We start from the raw sequence: 16968 nt of genomic DNA on the forward strand, positions 1-16968 counted from the left end.
CTCGTAAAGAGGGATGGTTCTGTGGGCAATCGCCTCTTTACTGTGCGCCTGCCTTGACTGCCGTTCGTGCGCGTCGGGCGCTGCCTCTTTCGCCACATATTTTCGTCGACGAGAACACCATGACCGATCAGCTCCTCAACGAACGCGAACCGAGCTTCCAGCTCTACGAACTGTTCGACACCGAGGCGCTACTCGAACGTCCGCGCTACGCCGAGCACGATCGCGCCGTGTTCGATGCGCCCCTGGATACCGCACGCGGCATCGCCGCCGAGTACCTCGCCCCGCACAACCAGAAGACCACCCAGTGCCGTATGCAAGCGCTACAAGGAGTCACCATGAGCACTCTGATTAACTATCGCGTCGAAGACAGCCTGGCCCTGATCGGTCTCGCCCGCCCACCGGTCAACGCCCTCGGCCAACCGCTGCGCGCCGCCCTGCTCGATGCCTGCGAGCGCGCCGCCGCCGACCCGGCCGTCCGCGCCATCGTCCTGCACGGTGCCAACGGCCTGTTCAGCGCCGGCGCCGATATCAGCGAGTTCGGCAGCGCGGCGTCCTTCGCCGCGCCGGACCTGCCCGACCTGCTGGTGCGCCTGACCGAGATCGACAAACCGCTGATCGCCGCGATCGGCAAACTGGCGCTCGGCGGCGGCCTGGAGCTGGCCCTGGCCTGCGGTTACCGTATCGCTGCACCGGCGACCCGCGTCGGCCTGCCAGAAATCAACCTTGGGCTGCTGCCCGGCGCCGGCGGCACCCAGCGCCTGCCACGCCTGCTGGGCGCCGAGTCGGCACTGAATATGATGATGTCCGGCCAACAGATCAGCGCTAAGCGCGCACAGATGCTCGGTCTGCTCAACCGCGTCACCGACAGCGCCGAGGGTCTGCTCGATGAAGCCCGCGCCTACGCCCGCGAGCTGATCGCAGCGCAGGCGCCGGCCCAGCCAGCGGCACCCTACCCGCACCCAGCCGTCGACCTGCCGAACGACTTCTTCGCCCAGTATCGCGCCGAGCACGAGCCACGCTGGAAAAGCCGCCTGGCCCCACGCCTGGTGCTGGCCGCCGTCGAGGCCGCCTGCGAACTGCCGCTCGACGAAGGGCTCGCCCGTGAACTTGCGTTGTTCAAGCAAGCCGAGACCTCGGCGCAGTCGACCGCGCTACGCCACGTGTTCTTCGCCGAACGCGACGCCGGCAAGATCCCCGGCGTCGACGCCAACACCCCGCTGCGCCCGATCAACAAGGTCGCGGTGATCGGCGCCGGCACCATGGGCGGCGGCATCGCCATGAACTTCGTCAACGCCGGCATCCCGGTGACGCTGCTGGAACGTCAGGGCGACGCGCTGGATCGCGGCCTGACGCAGATCCACAAGAACTACGCAATCAGCGTCCAACGCGGCAAGCTCAGCGAGGCGCAACTGGAACAGCGCATGGCCCTGCTGCAGGGTACCCTCGACTACGCCGACCTGGCCGACGCCGACCTGGTGATCGAGGCGGTGTTCGAGAAGCTGGAAATCAAGGAAGACGTGTTCCGCACCCTCGACCGGGTGTGCAAGCCGGGCGCTATCCTCGCCACCAATACCTCTTCGCTCGACGTCGACCAGATCGCCGGAGTGACCTGCCGCCCGCAGGACGTGATCGGCCTGCACTTCTTCAGCCCGGCCAACGTCATGCGCCTGCTGGAAGTAGTGCGCCCCCGCGAAACCGCCCCGGACGTGCTGGCCACCACCCTGAAGATTGCCAAGCGCATCGGCAAACTGCCGGTGGTCTCCGGCGTGTGCTTCGGCTTCATCGGCAACCGCATGCTCGAACCCTACAACCGCGAAGCGCACCGCCTGGTGCTCGAAGGCGCCACCCCGGCGCAGGTGGATAGCGTGCTCACCGGCCTCGACCTGAACATGGGCGTGCTGAGCATGACCGCCCTGGCCGGCGTCGACGTCAACTTCCTGGTGCGCGACGCCAACCGCGCGGCCTTCGCCCACGACCCGAGCTACTACATCGTCGGCAACGAGCTGTATGCCCTGGGCCGTTTTGGCCAGAAGACCGGTCACGGCTTCTACCGCTACGAGGGGCGGCAGTGCCAGGACGACTATGAGGTGGCGGCCATCGCCGAACGCCTGGCCGGCGAGCTGCATGTTCCCCGCCGCCATATCAGCGACCAGGAAATCCACGACCGCTGCCTGTTCATGCTGATCAACGAAGGCATCCAGCTGCTCGACGAGGGTATCGCCCTGCGCGCCAGCGACATCGACCTGGTGTGGATCAACGGCTACGGCTTCCCGGCCCACCTCGGCGGGCCGATGCACTACGCCGAACAGCTCGGTCTCGACAAGGTGCTGGCCGGCATCCAGCGCTACCGCAAGGAACTCGGCGTCTATGGCGAGATGTGGTTCCAGCCGGCGCCGCTGCTGGAACGCCTGGTCGCCGCCGGCAAGACCCGCATCGAACCGCTGTGGCCCTACGAACTGCAAGCCGCAGTATTCATTTCCCACTGAGCGACCTGGATCACTCCATGAAAGAAGCCGTCACCCTCGCCACCGCCCGCACGCCGGTGACGCGCTCAACAACCTCAAGTCGCCGGGCATGCCCAGCGCCGCGGTCGAGCGTGCCGGGATCGACGCCAGGGAAATCGAAGGCCTGGTGATGGGCACTGCGCCGAGACGCTCCGCATCGCCCCGGCCAAGTTGAACGTCAACGGCGGCGGTATGGGCGCGACCGGCCTGTTCGAGGTGCTCGTGATGAGCGATCTGAGCGTATTTTCCCTGATGAGCAAGACCGTGCTGGCACCGGCGCATCGAGCGGCTGGCGCAGGTTTCCAAGGGCAACTGTCTGACCGGCGGGCAGGTAGCTCTGCGAATGTCGCCTCACCCACACCCGCTTTCACCAATACGACAGCGCTTTCCAGCACCACCCTGCCCATTCAAAGCAGAAATCGGCTCCTCGTCGGCGGAAGGAACGCTCGCTAGACGTTCTGCCGGGCCCATCGCCCCATCATCAGCATGAGCGCCTGAAAAGATCCGAGGTCGTTACCCCCCCACCCTGGAAGAGTGGACCACTGCGCTGGATGGAAAGGCATAGTCCACCCATTGATTCCCTTTCATCTCGGAGCACCTATGCAAGACGTCGTCATTGTCGCCGCCACTCGTACTGCCATCGGCAGTTTCCAGGGCTCGCTGGCCGGTATTCCCGCGGTCGAACTGGGCGCCGCGGTGATCAAGCGTCTGCTCGAGCAGGCCGGCCTGAACGGCAGCGAATACGCCGCTACGCGGCTAACCCGCCCTACGACTGCTCGCCGTGGATGCGCAGCGCATCCACGGCGAGCTGATCGGCGGTCCTGATCCGTGACGCCATGCGCCGGCGAACCGGCGCATGGCAGGGCTATTTCACTTCCTCGAAATCGTATGGCTTCCAGCGTCCGTCGAAGGCCGCTGCCTCGGGGCCATAGATACGGAAATAGGTAAACCAGCCCTTGCCCGACAAGGTCTTGATCCATTGTTTCTCGTGACCGGCCGGGGCGGTGGGGCCGAAGTACAGCTCGGTCACCCCTTCCTTGGCGACACTCTGAAGTTCGATCATCGAGCGCAGGGCCGCATGGTTCTGCGGGTTTTCGATCTGCGAGCGAGTCTCGCTGTCGTACACCGTCACCGACCAAAACAGCTTGGCCGGCACCGGCTGGGGCACGCTCAGCTTGTAGGTCTTGCTGCCATCGAGGAAAGCGCCGTGATTGTCGCGACTGCCCAGCCAGTAGAGCGAGCCGGCGCCGGGGGCGCGGCGGAACATCGCCGGTGAGGCGATCATCGCCTGGTAGAACCACTTTTCCCGCGCTTCCAGATCGACGCGGCCATCGACTTCGAACTTGCCGTTCTCCGGGCGCAGCACTGCCCATTCCCACTGCCGGTCTGGCCAGGCCAGGCGGTCGGCGCGACGGTCGGCCAGCGACTGCACGCGCATTTGCGCGTTACCGCGCTGCGCGGCCTCCGTGAGGATGCGCTGCATGCGTGCGTCCGGGTTGAAGGGCTTGCCCTTGGCGATGCCCAGCGCGGCCAGCTCGCCGTAATAGTTCTGGTACTCGGCGAAGGCCGGCTCGCTGTCGATCAACTCATGTAGCTCGCGCCAGTACTGCAGGGTGCTTTCCATCGGCACAGTGGAAATGTCGCTGGCCTTACCGGCCTGGTCCAGCCATTGCGGCGCCGGCCAGGCGGCGGCGTTGTCCAGCGGATGGATCTTGACCGATTTCATCAGCGCGATAGCCGCCTGCTGGCCGTCCTTGGGCAAGGCGCGCAGCATTAGAAGCAAGCGATTGGTGGTCGACTGGGCGGTGAAATAGCCCGCCGGCACCTCGCCCTGATAGCCCGGCGGCAGGAACAGGTACTTGCCGCCCTGGCCCTTGTCTGGGCCAGGTAGGCCAAGGTCGGCGACCCAGCGCTGGTTGAGGTCGTTGACCACGCTCATGATCGGTCCGACGGGCAACTCGACCACCACCGGGCCGGCGGACAGGTCGAGCATCGCGCCGGCGTAAGGCGTATCGGAGTTGGCAGTGAACACGCGTTTCTTGGGCGTGCCCTCGAGAATGGTGAATACCTTGTTGGGCACCTGACCCAAGGCCAGGTTGGATTTCCACAGATGCATCATCGCCACGTTGGGGTAGAAGAACCGATAGGTCTGCAGGGCCCGGTTCAGATCAACGTCGTCGTATACGCGCTGCACGGTTTCGGCAGTTGGATAACCGTTCTCGAAGGCATAGGGTCCAGGGGCGTCCTGGGCCTGTACGGCCGCGGCCAGCGGAGCAAGGCACAACAAGATGGCAAGGCCGCGGGGTAGCGTTAGGGTGCGCGACATAGAGAGTTTCCTTGTGATGATTCGATATACCTGGATGCTGCGAAGCAACGGCGAGATCAGTCGAGCTGTTCGATATCGTTCAACACCCAGCTGCGCTCGGCCATGGCCTTGTCCGGACCGTAGATGCGGAACAAGATGAAGAACGGCTGGCCCGCTTTGGTGCTGATCCAGTTGCTCTCATTCCCGGCTGGTGGCTTGGGTCCGAAGTACAGATCGACGCTGCCGTCAGCGTTCTTCTTCATCTGCTGGTTGTAGGAGTCCAGCCCCACCACCTTGGCTTCACGGATGAAACCGGCCGTGTGCCCGTCGTAGGCGTCTACCGCCCAGAAATCACGCGCCGGGGGGTTGGCCGGAATGGTCAGCCGGTAACTGTGGCTACCATCGAGCTGCTGGCCTTTATCGGTTTCGTAGCTCTTCATGTATACATGCGGACCCGGCGGCACGATCGGCCCGAACATGGCGAACCAGGCGTAGGCGCGCTGATCGAGATGCATCTCCTGCGCTGGATCGATGAACGACAATTTCGTCGCCATTGCCTTCGGTCCTGCCAGCGAGCGCCATTTGCGCTTGTCACCCCAGATCGCGATGCCCGACTTGGCATAGCCATCCATCATGTAGGCGTGCGCTTCCTCGATGCCACGCTGAAGCAGCGCCTGACGTTGCGCGTCCGGTTTGAAGCTCAGCGTCTTACCGATATCCAACGCACTCAGCTGGCCCATGATGGCCAGGTCGCGCGCCTGCACCGGCTCTTCGGCGACCATCCGTGCCAGCGACTCGTAGAAGCTGGCGTCGTATTTGACGATGCCGTCGTAGACCTTGTCGGCCACGTCGATATAGCGATTGGCGGCCGGCGCCGCCGCTTTGGCCAGCGGATAGACCTTGAGAGTCTTCAGGTAGTCGACGCCACCGGCCAGATCCGCGTCGCTGGTGGTCTTGGTGATCACCCGTAACAGCGTGTAGTTGTTGACGGTACTGCTCGGGATCGCGATGTAGCCGGCCGGCACTTCGCCCTTGTAGCCCGGCGGCAGTACCAGATAACGGCCACCCTTGCCCTGATCTTCGCCGCGACTGCCGACGTTGAGCAGCGGAATGGTCCACGAATCGACCACGGCGCCGTACAGGCCGGCGTTCTTGGTCGCCGGAATGTCGAGCACCACCGGGCCGTCTTTAACATTGACGAAGACCATCACGTAGATGGTCGAGTGGTTCGGCGTAGTGGTCTGGTTCTTCCAGTCCGACGGGCGCGACCAGTACATGACGTCGTTGTACTGCGCGCCGGCATCGCGGAAATAGGCCTGGCGCATGGCGTCGAAGTTGACCAGTGGGATGCCCCAGACGGCCGCTTCGACGGCGCGGCGTTCGAGCATGCGGCTTTGCAGTTGTTCCGAGGTGAAGGACGTCTCGGCGCGCGCGGCGAGCGGCAGCGCGGCGCTGGCCAGACCGAGGCTTAACAGGCAGGCGGCGAACAGTCTCTTGCAACCCGCGGACAGAGTGGTAGCACAGCGTGTTTCCATGGTTTCAGTTCTCTGCTGGTTATTGTTTTTCATGGCTCGCCGCGAAGTAGCGACGTGCCCGCAGGCTCCGCCCCCTCACCCACTCCCCAATGGGGCGAGGGGATAGAAGCGAGCCAGACTCGTCGGGTGGGTTAGCCGTAGGCGTAACCCACCGACCAAGCTGGCTCAGGCCACGCCGCGTTTGCGACCTTCCCAGAACGGCGCGCGCAGGTCGGTTTTCAGCACCTTGCCGACACTGGACAGTGGCAACGTGTCGCGGAACTCGACGCTGCGCGGCACCTTGTAACCGGCGATGCGCTCGCGACAATGGGAGATGATGTCCTCTTCGCTGACGCTGTGCTCCGGCTTGCGGATAAGCACCGCGTGCACCGTCTCGCCCCACTTATCGCAGGGAACGCCGATCACCGCGGCTTGGGCGACGGCCGGATGGCTGGCGATGGCGCTCTCGACTTCGGCGGTGAAGATGTTCTCCCCGCCGCTAACGATCATGTCCTTGAGGCGGTCGCAGATGTAGATGAAGCCGTCCTCGTCCATGTAGCCGCCGTCGCCGGTGTGCATCCAACCACCACGCAGCGCTTCGGCGGTGGCTTCCGGCTTTTTCCAGTAGCCGAGCATGACGTTCGGCCCACGCACGAGAATCTCGCCGACGGTGCCGCGCGGCACTTCGCGGTCTTCGGCGTCGGCGACGCGCATTTCAATGCAGGTGATCGGCAAGCCGGCCGAGTACATCTTGCCGCTGCGCTGATGCGCCTCACAGTGATACTCGGCACCCAGGATGGACGCGCCAGGGGCCAGTTCGGTCATGCCGTAGCCCTGGATGAACTTGGCCGCGGGGAAAGCCTGGCGAGCGCGGTCGAGCAACGCCGGGGAGATGGCCGAAGCGCCATAGGTGATTTCCCCGAGCGCGCTCAGATCGAGTTCGGCCGCAGCCGGATTGGCCTCGCGCCAGTCGATGAGCATCTGCAGCATGGTTGGCGCCAGCAAGGTGTTGCTGGGCCTCTCCTGACTGATCTGCTCGAGCACTTCCTGCGGCTTGAACGCAGGCAATACCACATGCACACCACCACTGATAAACAACCCGACCATCGACGACAGGTCGGCCACATGGAACATCGGCATCGCATGCAGATAGACGGTATGCGGACCGTAGCCGGTCTGGTTGATGGCGGCCAGGCCCGAGAAGCCCATGTTGTTGTGGCTGAGCATTACCCCCTTGGGGAACCCGGTAGTGCCGCCGGTATAAAAGATCCCCAGCAGCGAATCGCCACCCCGGCGGGCGTCTTCCACCGGTTCGCTACCAGCGAGCAACGCTTCGTAACTGAGCATGCCCTCAGGGGTTTCACCGTCGCCTGCATAGATCACCAGGCGCAGGGTTTTCGCCGCCTCGATGACCTTGCCGGCCAGCCCGAGGAAGGCGTCGTCGACGATCAGCACGCTGGTTTCCGAATCGTCCAGCGAGTAGACGATCTCCGCCACGCTCCAGCGGATATTCACCGGGTTGAGCACCGCATCCGCCCAGGGCACCGCCTGGTAGTACTCGATATAACGCTGCGAGTTGAGCGACAGCATCGCCACTCGCTCGCCACTGGTTACGCCCAGATTTTTCAGCGCGCCGGCCAGACGGGCGACGCGCTCACCGAACTCGGCATAGCTGACACTGCGACCCCGATAACGAATGGCTGTGGCATTCGGGCGGCTCTGAATATGACGGTGCAAACCTTGAGTGATGTACATCGGAAACTCCAATATCTTGTTGTTTTTGGTCACTGGGTCGAGGTACGTCGCAGACTCAAGTCATGCAAACGTGCCGGCTACGTCTCTTTGCGTGGTTCGCGCTATTTCCGTGCCGGTCATCAGGCGTACCGGCTCGCTTGCTACCTGGTGAGCATCTGGCCAGCGCATGCGTGCCGCTTCGCCGTCAGCCCGGTAGACCTGGCAGGTATCGATAACCCAGAGCTTCGGCGCGACATAGTCCGGATCACTGGCAGCACGCTCGCGCTCGGCGTCCTGGAGCAGATCGAAGGTGCTCTGATACAGCGTGGTAGCCATGGGGCCGAGCAATTCGGTGAGGTGCGTACAGCCCTTGGTGCCACCGACGCGCTGGGCGACCTGTTTCTTGAAGCCCGGGCCGATCTTCAGGCCGATCAGGCTGGCATAGATCGCCGCGACTCCTGGACAGAACGGTGACGGTGCGTCTTCGGTGACGGCTTTGATGTCATGAATCACGAACTGCAAATCGACGGTCATCACCACGCGCATCCGATGCACCGGCTCACCGGCCAGGATCATCTTGTAGTAGGCGTCGTGATCGTGGTGCTTGGTGTCCAGCAAGCGCCCTTCGATATCGATCAAGCCGTCGCTGCGCAAAAAGCCGGTGCATTCGACCTGGCGGGTATGCAGTCGCTGCCGGGTCGAGGCAGCCGATACGTTTTCCTTCATTTCACTCATCTCGTACCACGTATAAAAAAACGGCATTCGAACGGCAGGCAAGCCTGCCGGAGTGCCGTTGGGAAACAGATCCGTAAGGCGTAGAGTGGGTTAGCCGTAGGCGTAACCCACCGACCCTGCGGGGCACTGATGTTCAGGTCGGCAGCGCTGGTGGGTTACGCCGCTACGCGGCTAACCCACCCTACAAAAGCGATGCGCACCCGCGAGACCATGACTAGTGGGTTACAGCGACCGACCGACCACCTCGCGCTGGATCTCGTTGGCGCCGCCATAGATACGCGCCACGCGAGAGTCGGAGAACATCCTCGCGATCGGGTACTCGTTCATGTAGCCGAAGCCGCCGAAGAACTGCAGGCAGCGGTCAACCACTTCCCCTTGGCGATCGGTCAGCCAGAACTTGCCCATCGAGGCCAGTGTGGTGTCCAGAGTGCCGTCCACCCAGCGTTGCACGATCAGGTCGGCGAAGGTCCGCGACGCGGTGACCGTGGCCTTGATCTCGGCCAACTGGAAGCGGGTGTTCTGGAAGTCGATGATCGCCTTGCCGAAGGCCTTGCGCTCCTTGGTGTACTCGACGGTCAGCGCCAGTGCGCGCTCCATCTGGGCAGCGGCACCGATGCCGATCTGCGCGCGCTCGTAGGGCAGTTGCTGCATCAGCTGGATGAAACCCTGACCCTCAACGCCACCGATCAGGCAGTCGGCCGACACTTCGCACTCCTCGAAGAACATTTCCGAGGTGTCCTGGCCCGGCAGGCCGACCTTGTCCAGGCACTTGCCGCGCTGGAAGCCCGCGGTCTTGGTGTCGACGATGAACAACGAGATACCGCGCGAACCCTTGGCCTCCAGATCGGTCTTGGCGATCACCACCACGATGTCACTGATCTGACCGTTGGTGATGAAGGTCTTCGAGCCGCTGATGACGTATTTGTCGCCCTTCTTCACCGCCCGAGTGCGCACACCCTGCAGGTCGGAGCCGGTGCCCGGCTCGGTCATGGCGATCGAGGTGATGCACTCGCCGGAGGCGATCTTCGGCAGCCACTTGAGCTTCTGCTCTTCGGTACCGCTGTCCAGGATGTAGTGGCCAACAATATGGCTGATCCCCAGACCCAGGCTCGTCACGCCGGCATAGGTCAGCTCCTCCAAGGTCACGGCATAGTGCGCCGGGGTGCCATCGGCGCCGCCGTACTCGGAGGGCATATCCGGCAGGATCATGCCCATCTCGCCGGCGGCCAGCCAGGCCGAACGGTCGGAGCGGTGCTGTTCGCGCCACTTGTCTTCGTGCGGCATCAGTTGCTCACGGACGAAGCGGCGAATGCTGTCGCGGAAGGCATCCAGGTCGGAGTCCATCCACGGGGAGCGATAGTTTTCCAGTTGCATATCGATTTCCTCGTAGGATTAAACGTTGCCGTAACCGCCGCCGCAGACGATGGTCTGGCCGGACACGTAGTTGGCTTCCGGCAGGCACAGCATGACCACCGCACCGGCTGCTTCTTCCGGAGTACCTGGGCGACCCAGTGGGATTATCTGGCTGGCGCCGTCGACCAAAGACTGCTGCACGCCGACCTTGATCTCGCGACCCTCGATGTTCACGGTCTTGCTCTCGTCGCCGGCCAGCGCCTGAGTCAGACGGGTTTCGATGAAGCCGAAGGCCACGGCGTTGACGTTGACCTTGAAGCGGCCCCACTCCTTGGAGAGGGTCTTGGTCAGGCCGAGGATGCCGGCTTTGGCCGAGGAGTAGTTGCTCTGGCCGGGGTTGCCGCCAGCGGCGCCGGAGGAGATGTTCACCACTTTGCGGAACACTTCGCGGCCTTCGGCGGCTTCTTTCTTGGCAGCGGCGCTGATGATCGGCTGAGCGGCGCGCAGGATGCGGAACGGCGCGGTCAGGTGGCAATCCATGATGGCGTACCACTGCTCGTCGCTCATCTTCTGGATCACGTTGTCCCAGGTGAAGCCGGCGTTGTTGATGATGATGTCGATGGCGCCGTAAGCCGTGACCGCGGTTTGCACCAGGCGCTCGGCGAAATCAACAGCGGTAACGCTGCCGACGCAGGCCACGGCTTCGCCGCCCGCAGCACGGATCTCGGCGACCACTTCTTCAGCCGGGCCGGCGTCCAGGTCGTTGACCACGACTTTGGCGCCGTAGGCAGCCAGTTGCAGGGCGACTTCACGACCAATGCCACGGCCAGAGCCGGTTACCAGAGCGACTTTACCTTCGAGCTTTTTCATTTAACTGTTCCTACGAGTGGGGGGATGGAATATCAGGCCAGGGCGACCACGGCTTCGCCGGCGAGCTTTTCTTCGCCGTACTGATTGCCGCAGCGGATCGCCAGACGCACACGCTTCTCGCCGTTTTCTTCGAACTTCTCGGTGACTTTGCCGGTGCAGGTCGGGATGTGGCCGAGCTGGGTGATGCCGGTGAAACGGATCGACAGGCTGCGCAATTGGCTCTGTGGCACCCAGCGGGTCAGCAGGCGGCCGAGGTAGGCGGCAGACAACATGCCGTGGGCGAACACGTCGGGCATCCGCGCCTTGCGGGCGAAGTCGATGTCGATGTGGATCGGGTTGTGGTCACCCGAGGCGCCGGCATACAGGGCCAGGGTGGTGCGATTGATCGGTTGCAGCTTGAGCAGCGGGATCTCGTCGCCAACCTGGATATCGGAGTATTGAACGGTAGTCATTTTGCTGGCTCCTTAACGCTGAACGACGGTGCCACGGACATCGGCGATGTGCTCGCCGTCCTGGTTGGTCACACGGGTTTCATTGACCACGAACTGCAGCGCGCCGCCTTTCTTGTCGTAGACGTCGGCGATCTTGGTGTCGAAGGTCAGCACATCACCGGCCACCGCGGGCTTGTGGTACACGAACGACTGTTCGGCGTGCAGGATGCGGCCGAGATCGAAACCGTAGATGTTCAGCTGCTCGACCAGGTCGCGACCTTCGCCGCCGAGGCACATGAAGAAGCTCGGCGGCACCGGTAGCGACTTGTAGCCGGCGGCTTGGGCAGCGGCTTCGTCGGTATATATCGGATCGGTTTCACCAATGGCCTTGGCGAAGAAACGCAGGCGGCCTTTTTCCACTTCGACGCTGGTGACGCCGAGCGAACGGCCGATCAGACTTTTGTCTGCCATTTCACATGTCTCCTATAAGAACTTTTCGAGAGGCGCGCCCGAAGACGCGCACGCAGTCGTAGGGCGGGTTAGCCGCGCAGCGGCGTAACCCGCCATGGATGTCGCCAGGCATCCCTGTGGCCGGTCGGTGGGTTACGCCTACGGCTAACCCACCCTACGAAATCAAGACATCAATGGGCCGGATCAATAGTGATCCGCCAGGCGAGCTGTTCATTGCGCGGGCTTTGCTGGAGGCGCCTTCTGCAGACTCATCATCGCCTTCTTCACCGCCAGGCTCTGATAGTTGATGTTGGCCACATTCAGGCTGACGCCTTCCTGGAACGGGTACTGCGACAGGCTACCCATGAAGGCCTTGACCTTGGCCTGGATCGGCACGAACAACCACGCCTGATCGAAGGCCCAGCGCCGCGCCATGTCCGATTCCTGGCGCGCGGTCTGGAACGGGTCAGCCAGCAGGTTGGTCAGCACCGGCACGTTGGCAACCCTGCGGGAAGCGTCGCCGAAACCGCCTTCCATGGTGGCAAAGCTCAAGCGCCACTCCTTCCAACGGATCGCATCCAGATCGCCACCCATGCTGAAGTAGAAGTACTCCTCGCGCGGGCTGTCCTTCGCCTCGCCCTTGAAGAACGGCAGGAAGTTGTAGCCGTCCAGGTGCACGCGGTATTGCTTGCCGCTCAGTTGGCTGCCCTTGGCCATATCGGCCACCAGGCTCGCGTTGCCGGCGGCGGCTGCCAGGGTCGGCATCCAGTCGTTATGGGCGATCATGTTGTTGAAGCGGCTGCCTGGCTTGATCACGCCCGGCCATTTCACCAGCAGCGGCACACGGTGGCCGCCTTCATTGGAGGTGCCCTTTTCGCCATGGAACGGTGAGGTGCCGCCATCCGGCCAGGTGAACTTCTCGGCGCCATTGTCGGTGGTGTAGATGATGATGGTGTTGTCGGCGATGCCGAGGTCGTCGAGCTTCTTCAGCAGCTTGCCGACGTGGTCATCGTGTTCAACCATGCCGTCCGGATACAGGCCAATCCCGGTCTTGCCGTCGTACTCTTTCTTCAGGTGGGTCCAGACATGCATGCGCGTGCTGTTGAACCAGACGAAGAAGGGTTTGTCGGCCTTGTTCGCTTTATCGATGAAGTTCTCGGTGGCCTGCACCAACTCGTCGTCGATGGTTTCCATGCGCTTGCGGGTCAGCGGGCCGGTGTCCTCGATCTTGCCGTCGGCGTAGGAATGGATCACCCCGCGCGGACCGTATTTTTTGCGGAATTCCGGGTCTTTCGGGTAGTAGTAGGTCTCCGGCTCTTCCTCGGCGTTCATGTGGTAGAGGTTGCCGAAGAATTCGTCGAAACCGTGGTTGGTCGGCAGGTGCTGGTTGCGGTCGCCGAGGTGGTTCTTGCCGAACTGGCCAGTGGTGTAGCCCTGCTGCTTCATCACGTCGCCGATGGTCGGCGCCCAGTCCGGGATGCCGTGCTCGGAGCCTGGCATGCCGACGGTCAGCAGGCCGGTGCGGAACGGATGCTGGCCGAGGGCGAAGGCCGAGCGACCGGCAGTGCAGGACTGCTCGCCGTAGCCGTGGGTGAACAGCGCACCCTCTTTGGCGATACGGTCGATGTTCGGCGTCTCGTAGCCCATCATGCCTTGGTTGTAGGCACTCAGATTGAAGATGCCGACGTCGTCACCAAAGATCACCAAGACATTGGGCTTTTCGGCGGCAAAAGCGCTTAGCGCCGCACTCGACAGGCCGATAGCCAGGACCAATCTGGCGAGCTTTTTTCCTATGTAGGTCATTTTGCTATCTCCTTTTTGTGAGTCTGCAAAGTGGTCAATGAAGCCGTAAGTCGTAGGGCGGGTTAGCCGCGTAGCGGCGTACCTGCCATGGATGTCGGCAGACATCCCGCTGACCGACCCTGCGGCCGGTCGGTGGGTTACGGCCTGCGGCCTAACCCACCCTACGAAACCTGATCAATAACCCGACGTTAGCCGCGACCGTACAAGGTCACGACGCAAGCGCCGCCCAGGCCCAGGTTGTGTTGCAGGGCGTGATTCAAGCCTTCGACCTGACGCGCCTCGGCAGTGCCACGCAGCTGATGGGTCAGCTCATAGCACTGCGCCAAGCCGGTGGCGCCCAGCGGGTGGCCCTTGGAGAGCAGGCCGCCGGAGGGGTTGGTGACCACTTGGCCGCCATAGGTGTTGTCGCCATCGAGGACGAATTTCTCGGCGCCGCCAATCGGGCAGAGACCCAGCGCTTCATAAGTCAGCAGCTCGTTGTGGGCGAAGCAGTCGTGCATCTCGGCTACGCGGATGTCCTGCGGGCCGATGCCGGCTTTTTCGTAGACTTCACGCGAGGCGCGCTCGGCCATATCGCGGCCAACCATCTGGATCATCGACGGCGGCTCGTAGGCGATCGGCGCGTCGGTGGTCATCGACTGGGCGAGGATCACTACGTCGGTGCGCAGGCCGTGCTTCTTGGCGAAGGCTTCCGAGCAGACGATCGCCGCCGCGCCGCCGCAAGTCGGCGGGCAGGCCATCAGACGGGTCATCACGTCCGGCCAAACGACCATGTCGTTCATCACGTCTTCAGTGGTGACGACTTTGCGGAACAGCGCCAGCGGGTTGTTGACGGCATGACGGCTGGCCTTGGCGCGGATCGCGGCGAAGGTGCTCATCTGCGTGCCGTACTTCTGCATGTGCTCGCGGCCGGCGCCACCGAACATTTTCAGGGCCATCGGCATTTCCGGCACATCGCTGGCCAGTTGCGCGGCGATATCCATACATTTGCCCGTCACGCCAGGACGGTCATCCCAATGATTCTTCAGGGCGCCCGGTTGCATCTGTTCGAAGCCCAGGGCCAGGGCGCAGTCGACCGCGCCGCTCTCCACCGCCTGGCGAGCCAGGTACAGCGCGCTGGAGCCGGTCGAGCAGTTATTGTTGACGTTGAGCATCGGGATGCCGCTCAGGCCGACTTCGTAGAGGGCCGACTGGCCGCTGGTGGAGTCGCCGTAGACGTAGCCAACATAGGCCTGCTGCACCAGCTTGTAGTCGATACCGGCATCCTTCAGCGCCAGACGGGTGGCTTCGGCGCCCATCTGGATGTAGGTACCGCTGGCACCGGGCTTCATGAACGGGATCATGCCCACGCCCGCTACGTACACTTTCTGCGACATTGTCTTCTCCATACAGTTGGTTGTGTCTCGCGACCTGCGCAAGCGAGCGGGCAGAGCCGGCTCATGTGCCCAAGATACCTATCCATCGGATGGGGTCACCCGCCCCGAGGGAGTGGGTGGGTGGGGGTACGCCTGGAAGACCTTGCCCACTCTCTCTGAATCGCCCCGGCGCGCCGGGCCAACGCCGCGCGCCCCCGACCTACCCCCGCCCACTCCCCTGGAGTGGATTCGATTCCGCGCCCGTGCATTAGCTTCGCTGGCCATGGTCGCCCTCCCCCAAACAACATCCGGCATGCCCGGTCCAGGCGCAGAGGAATTTTCTATGGCAGCTCTACAAGGCAAGGTCGCGGTCGTGACCGGCGGCGCGTCCGGCATTGGCCGCGCCAGCGCACTGCTGTTCGCCCGCAACGGCGCCAAGGTGGTGGTCGCGGATATGAGCGAAGTGGCCGGCGCTGAAGTGGTCAGGGAGATTGAGCAGGCCGGTGGCACAGCCTTCATGCAAACCCTCGACGTGCGCAGCGACGAGAACTGTGCGGCGCTGGTCGCGGCCACCCTGGCTCGCTTCGGTCAGCTCGACATCGCCTTCAACAACGCCGGCATCTTCGCTGCACCGACGCTGACTGAAGACCAGGGCCTGGCGCTCTGGCAACGCATGCTCGACGTCAACCTGACCGGCGTTTTCAACTGCATGGTGCATGAGCTTCGCGTGATGAAAGAGCGCGGTGGCTCGATCATCAATACCGCCTCGATAGCCGGCATCCAGGGCGCCTACGGCGCGGCGGCCTACTCGGCCTCCAAGCACGGAGTGATCGGCCTGACCCGCAGCGCCGCGCTGGAATACGGCAAGTACGGCGTGCGCATCAACGCCCTGTGCCCCGGCCTGATCGAGACACCGATGACCGTCGGCCCGGACAGCGGCTTCAACGACAAGATGATCAACGCCGGTGTGAAGGGCTCGGCGCTACGCCGCCAGGGTCGCCCCGAAGAAATGGCCGAGATGGTGCTGTGGCTGGCTTCGGACAAGTCCTCCTATGCCAACGGTGGGCAGTTCGTCGTCGATGGCGGGACCACGGCCTAAGAGCCGGATTGCGTCCATATCCCCACATTCGAGAGTGAGAATTCATATGAAGCTTTTGCACAACAAAGTCGCGATCGTCACCGGCGGCGCCTCCGGAATCGGTCGCGCCACCGCTCTGCTGTTTGCCCGTGAAGGTGCGCGGGTCGCCGTGGCAGACATGAGCGAGACCGCAGGCCAGGCCATGGTCGAGGAGATCCGCCAGGCTGGCGGCGAGGCGTTTTTCCAGCGTGTCGATGTGCGCCGCGACGCGGATTGCGCCGCATTGGTCGAAGCGACGCTGGGGCACTACGGCCAGCTCGACATCGCCTTCAACAATGCCGGCATCGGCGGCGCACCATCGCTCACTCAGGACCAGGGCCTGGAGCAGTGGCGCCAGGTTCTGGATGTGAACCTGACCGGGGTTTTCAACTGCATGGTGCATGAACTGCGCGCCATGAAAGAGCGCGGCGGCTCGATCATCAATACCGCCTCGATCATGGGCCTGCAGGGCACCGCAGGATCAGCCGCCTACTCGGCTTCCAAACACGGTGTGATCGGCCTGACCCGCAGCGCCGCGCTGGAATACGGCAAGTACGGCGTGCGCATCAATGCGCTGTGCCCCGGTTTCGTGGCGACGCCGATGCTCGTCGGCGAGACCAGTCTCTTAGATCCCAAGGGCCTGGACGCCCTGGCCCGCTCCGTGCCGATGCGCCGCCTGGCTGAGCCGGCCGAGCAAGCGGAAATGGTCCTGTGGCTGGCCTCGGACAAGTCTTCCTACGCCACTGGCGGGCATTTCGTCGTCGATGGCGGCGTGCTCGCGTAACCCCACTCGCCGG

The 16968-nt window shown here is 63.4% G+C and carries 13 protein-coding genes and 1 pseudogene; 4 read left to right on the forward strand and 10 right to left on the reverse strand.

What is annotated here, in order from left to right:
- The first annotated feature begins 119 nt into the window (after positions 1-119).
- On the forward strand, positions 120-2486 hold the full coding sequence (locus tag NVV93_RS10140; RefSeq protein WP_258250550.1) for a 3-hydroxyacyl-CoA dehydrogenase NAD-binding domain-containing protein: 2367 nt from the start codon (positions 120-122) through the stop codon (positions 2484-2486).
- A gap of 618 nt (positions 2487-3104) precedes the next feature.
- Positions 3105-3290 (forward strand): annotated as a pseudogene (locus NVV93_RS10145) (acetyl-CoA C-acetyltransferase); the annotation flags it as partial.
- Positions 3291-3369: 79 nt separating this feature from the next.
- Here the strand turns inward: NVV93_RS10145 and NVV93_RS10150 are convergent.
- The 10 genes from NVV93_RS10150 to NVV93_RS10195 form a co-directional block, all read right to left on the reverse strand.
- Positions 3370-4830 (reverse strand): DUF1254 domain-containing protein, encoded by a 1461-nt coding sequence (locus NVV93_RS10150; protein WP_258250551.1) that lies wholly within the window; start codon positions 4828-4830, stop codon positions 3370-3372.
- A gap of 56 nt (positions 4831-4886) precedes the next feature.
- Positions 4887-6344 (reverse strand): DUF1254 domain-containing protein, encoded by a 1458-nt coding sequence (locus NVV93_RS10155; RefSeq protein ID WP_258250552.1) that lies wholly within the window; start codon positions 6342-6344, stop codon positions 4887-4889.
- 165 nt (positions 6345-6509) lie between these two features.
- The gene (locus NVV93_RS10160) at positions 6510-8078 is read right to left on the reverse strand and encodes a long-chain-fatty-acid--CoA ligase (RefSeq protein WP_258250553.1); all 1569 of its coding nucleotides are present in this window, start codon (positions 8076-8078) and stop codon (positions 6510-6512) included.
- 60 nt (positions 8079-8138) lie between these two features.
- Positions 8139-8792, reverse strand: coding sequence for a DUF2889 domain-containing protein (locus tag NVV93_RS10165; RefSeq protein WP_258250554.1), 654 nt, complete (start codon positions 8790-8792; stop codon positions 8139-8141).
- Positions 8793-9014: 222 nt separating this feature from the next.
- Positions 9015-10166 carry an acyl-CoA dehydrogenase family protein gene (locus NVV93_RS10170; RefSeq protein ID WP_258250555.1) on the reverse strand — a complete coding sequence of 384 codons (1152 nt, stop codon included), beginning with the start codon at positions 10164-10166 and terminating at the stop codon, positions 9015-9017.
- A gap of 18 nt (positions 10167-10184) precedes the next feature.
- Complete coding sequence (locus NVV93_RS10175) at positions 10185-11015, reverse strand: SDR family NAD(P)-dependent oxidoreductase (protein WP_258250556.1); 831 nt, start codon at positions 11013-11015, stop codon at positions 10185-10187.
- Between the two features lie 32 nt (positions 11016-11047).
- Positions 11048-11467 (reverse strand): MaoC family dehydratase, encoded by a 420-nt coding sequence (locus NVV93_RS10180; protein ID WP_258250557.1) that lies wholly within the window; start codon positions 11465-11467, stop codon positions 11048-11050.
- A gap of 12 nt (positions 11468-11479) precedes the next feature.
- A complete protein-coding gene (locus tag NVV93_RS10185) occupies positions 11480-11917 on the reverse strand; it encodes a MaoC family dehydratase N-terminal domain-containing protein (protein ID WP_258250558.1) in 438 nt (145 codons plus the stop codon).
- A gap of 210 nt (positions 11918-12127) precedes the next feature.
- Entirely contained in the window at positions 12128-13699 is a 1572-nt protein-coding gene (locus tag NVV93_RS10190; RefSeq protein ID WP_258250559.1) for an arylsulfatase, read from the reverse strand.
- Between the two features lie 188 nt (positions 13700-13887).
- Positions 13888-15075, reverse strand: a complete 1188-nt coding sequence (locus NVV93_RS10195; RefSeq protein WP_258250560.1) for a lipid-transfer protein — start codon at positions 15073-15075, stop codon at positions 13888-13890.
- A gap of 322 nt (positions 15076-15397) precedes the next feature.
- Here NVV93_RS10195 and NVV93_RS10200 point away from each other — a divergent pair, with 322 nt between their 5' ends.
- Both NVV93_RS10200 and NVV93_RS10205 read left to right on the forward strand, forming a co-directional pair.
- Positions 15398-16153 (forward strand): SDR family NAD(P)-dependent oxidoreductase, encoded by a 756-nt coding sequence (locus tag NVV93_RS10200; RefSeq protein WP_258250561.1) that lies wholly within the window; start codon positions 15398-15400, stop codon positions 16151-16153.
- 46 nt (positions 16154-16199) lie between these two features.
- Positions 16200-16955, forward strand: a complete 756-nt coding sequence (locus tag NVV93_RS10205; protein WP_258250562.1) for an SDR family NAD(P)-dependent oxidoreductase — start codon at positions 16200-16202, stop codon at positions 16953-16955.
- Positions 16956-16968 lie beyond the last annotated feature (13 nt).

The sequence above is a fragment of the Pseudomonas sp. LS44 genome (genome assembly GCF_024730785.1).
Taxonomy (GTDB): domain Bacteria; phylum Pseudomonadota; class Gammaproteobacteria; order Pseudomonadales; family Pseudomonadaceae; genus Aquipseudomonas.

Coding starts and splice junctions, on each gene's coding strand:
- NVV93_RS10140 (WP_258250550.1), top strand. CDS start 120: ATGACCGATCAGCTCCTCAACGAACGCGAACCGAGCTTCCAGCTCTAC.
- NVV93_RS10150 (WP_258250551.1), bottom strand. CDS start 4,830: ATGTCGCGCACCCTAACGCTACCCCGCGGCCTTGCCATCTTGTTGTGC.
- NVV93_RS10155 (WP_258250552.1), bottom strand. CDS start 6,344: ATGGAAACACGCTGTGCTACCACTCTGTCCGCGGGTTGCAAGAGACTG.
- NVV93_RS10160 (WP_258250553.1), bottom strand. CDS start 8,078: ATGTACATCACTCAAGGTTTGCACCGTCATATTCAGAGCCGCCCGAAT.
- NVV93_RS10165 (WP_258250554.1), bottom strand. CDS start 8,792: ATGAGTGAAATGAAGGAAAACGTATCGGCTGCCTCGACCCGGCAGCGA.
- NVV93_RS10170 (WP_258250555.1), bottom strand. CDS start 10,166: ATGCAACTGGAAAACTATCGCTCCCCGTGGATGGACTCCGACCTGGAT.
- NVV93_RS10175 (WP_258250556.1), bottom strand. CDS start 11,015: ATGAAAAAGCTCGAAGGTAAAGTCGCTCTGGTAACCGGCTCTGGCCGT.
- NVV93_RS10180 (WP_258250557.1), bottom strand. CDS start 11,467: ATGACTACCGTTCAATACTCCGATATCCAGGTTGGCGACGAGATCCCG.
- NVV93_RS10185 (WP_258250558.1), bottom strand. CDS start 11,917: ATGGCAGACAAAAGTCTGATCGGCCGTTCGCTCGGCGTCACCAGCGTC.
- NVV93_RS10190 (WP_258250559.1), bottom strand. CDS start 13,699: ATGACCTACATAGGAAAAAAGCTCGCCAGATTGGTCCTGGCTATCGGC.
- NVV93_RS10195 (WP_258250560.1), bottom strand. CDS start 15,075: ATGTCGCAGAAAGTGTACGTAGCGGGCGTGGGCATGATCCCGTTCATG.
- NVV93_RS10200 (WP_258250561.1), top strand. CDS start 15,398: ATGGCAGCTCTACAAGGCAAGGTCGCGGTCGTGACCGGCGGCGCGTCC.
- NVV93_RS10205 (WP_258250562.1), top strand. CDS start 16,200: ATGAAGCTTTTGCACAACAAAGTCGCGATCGTCACCGGCGGCGCCTCC.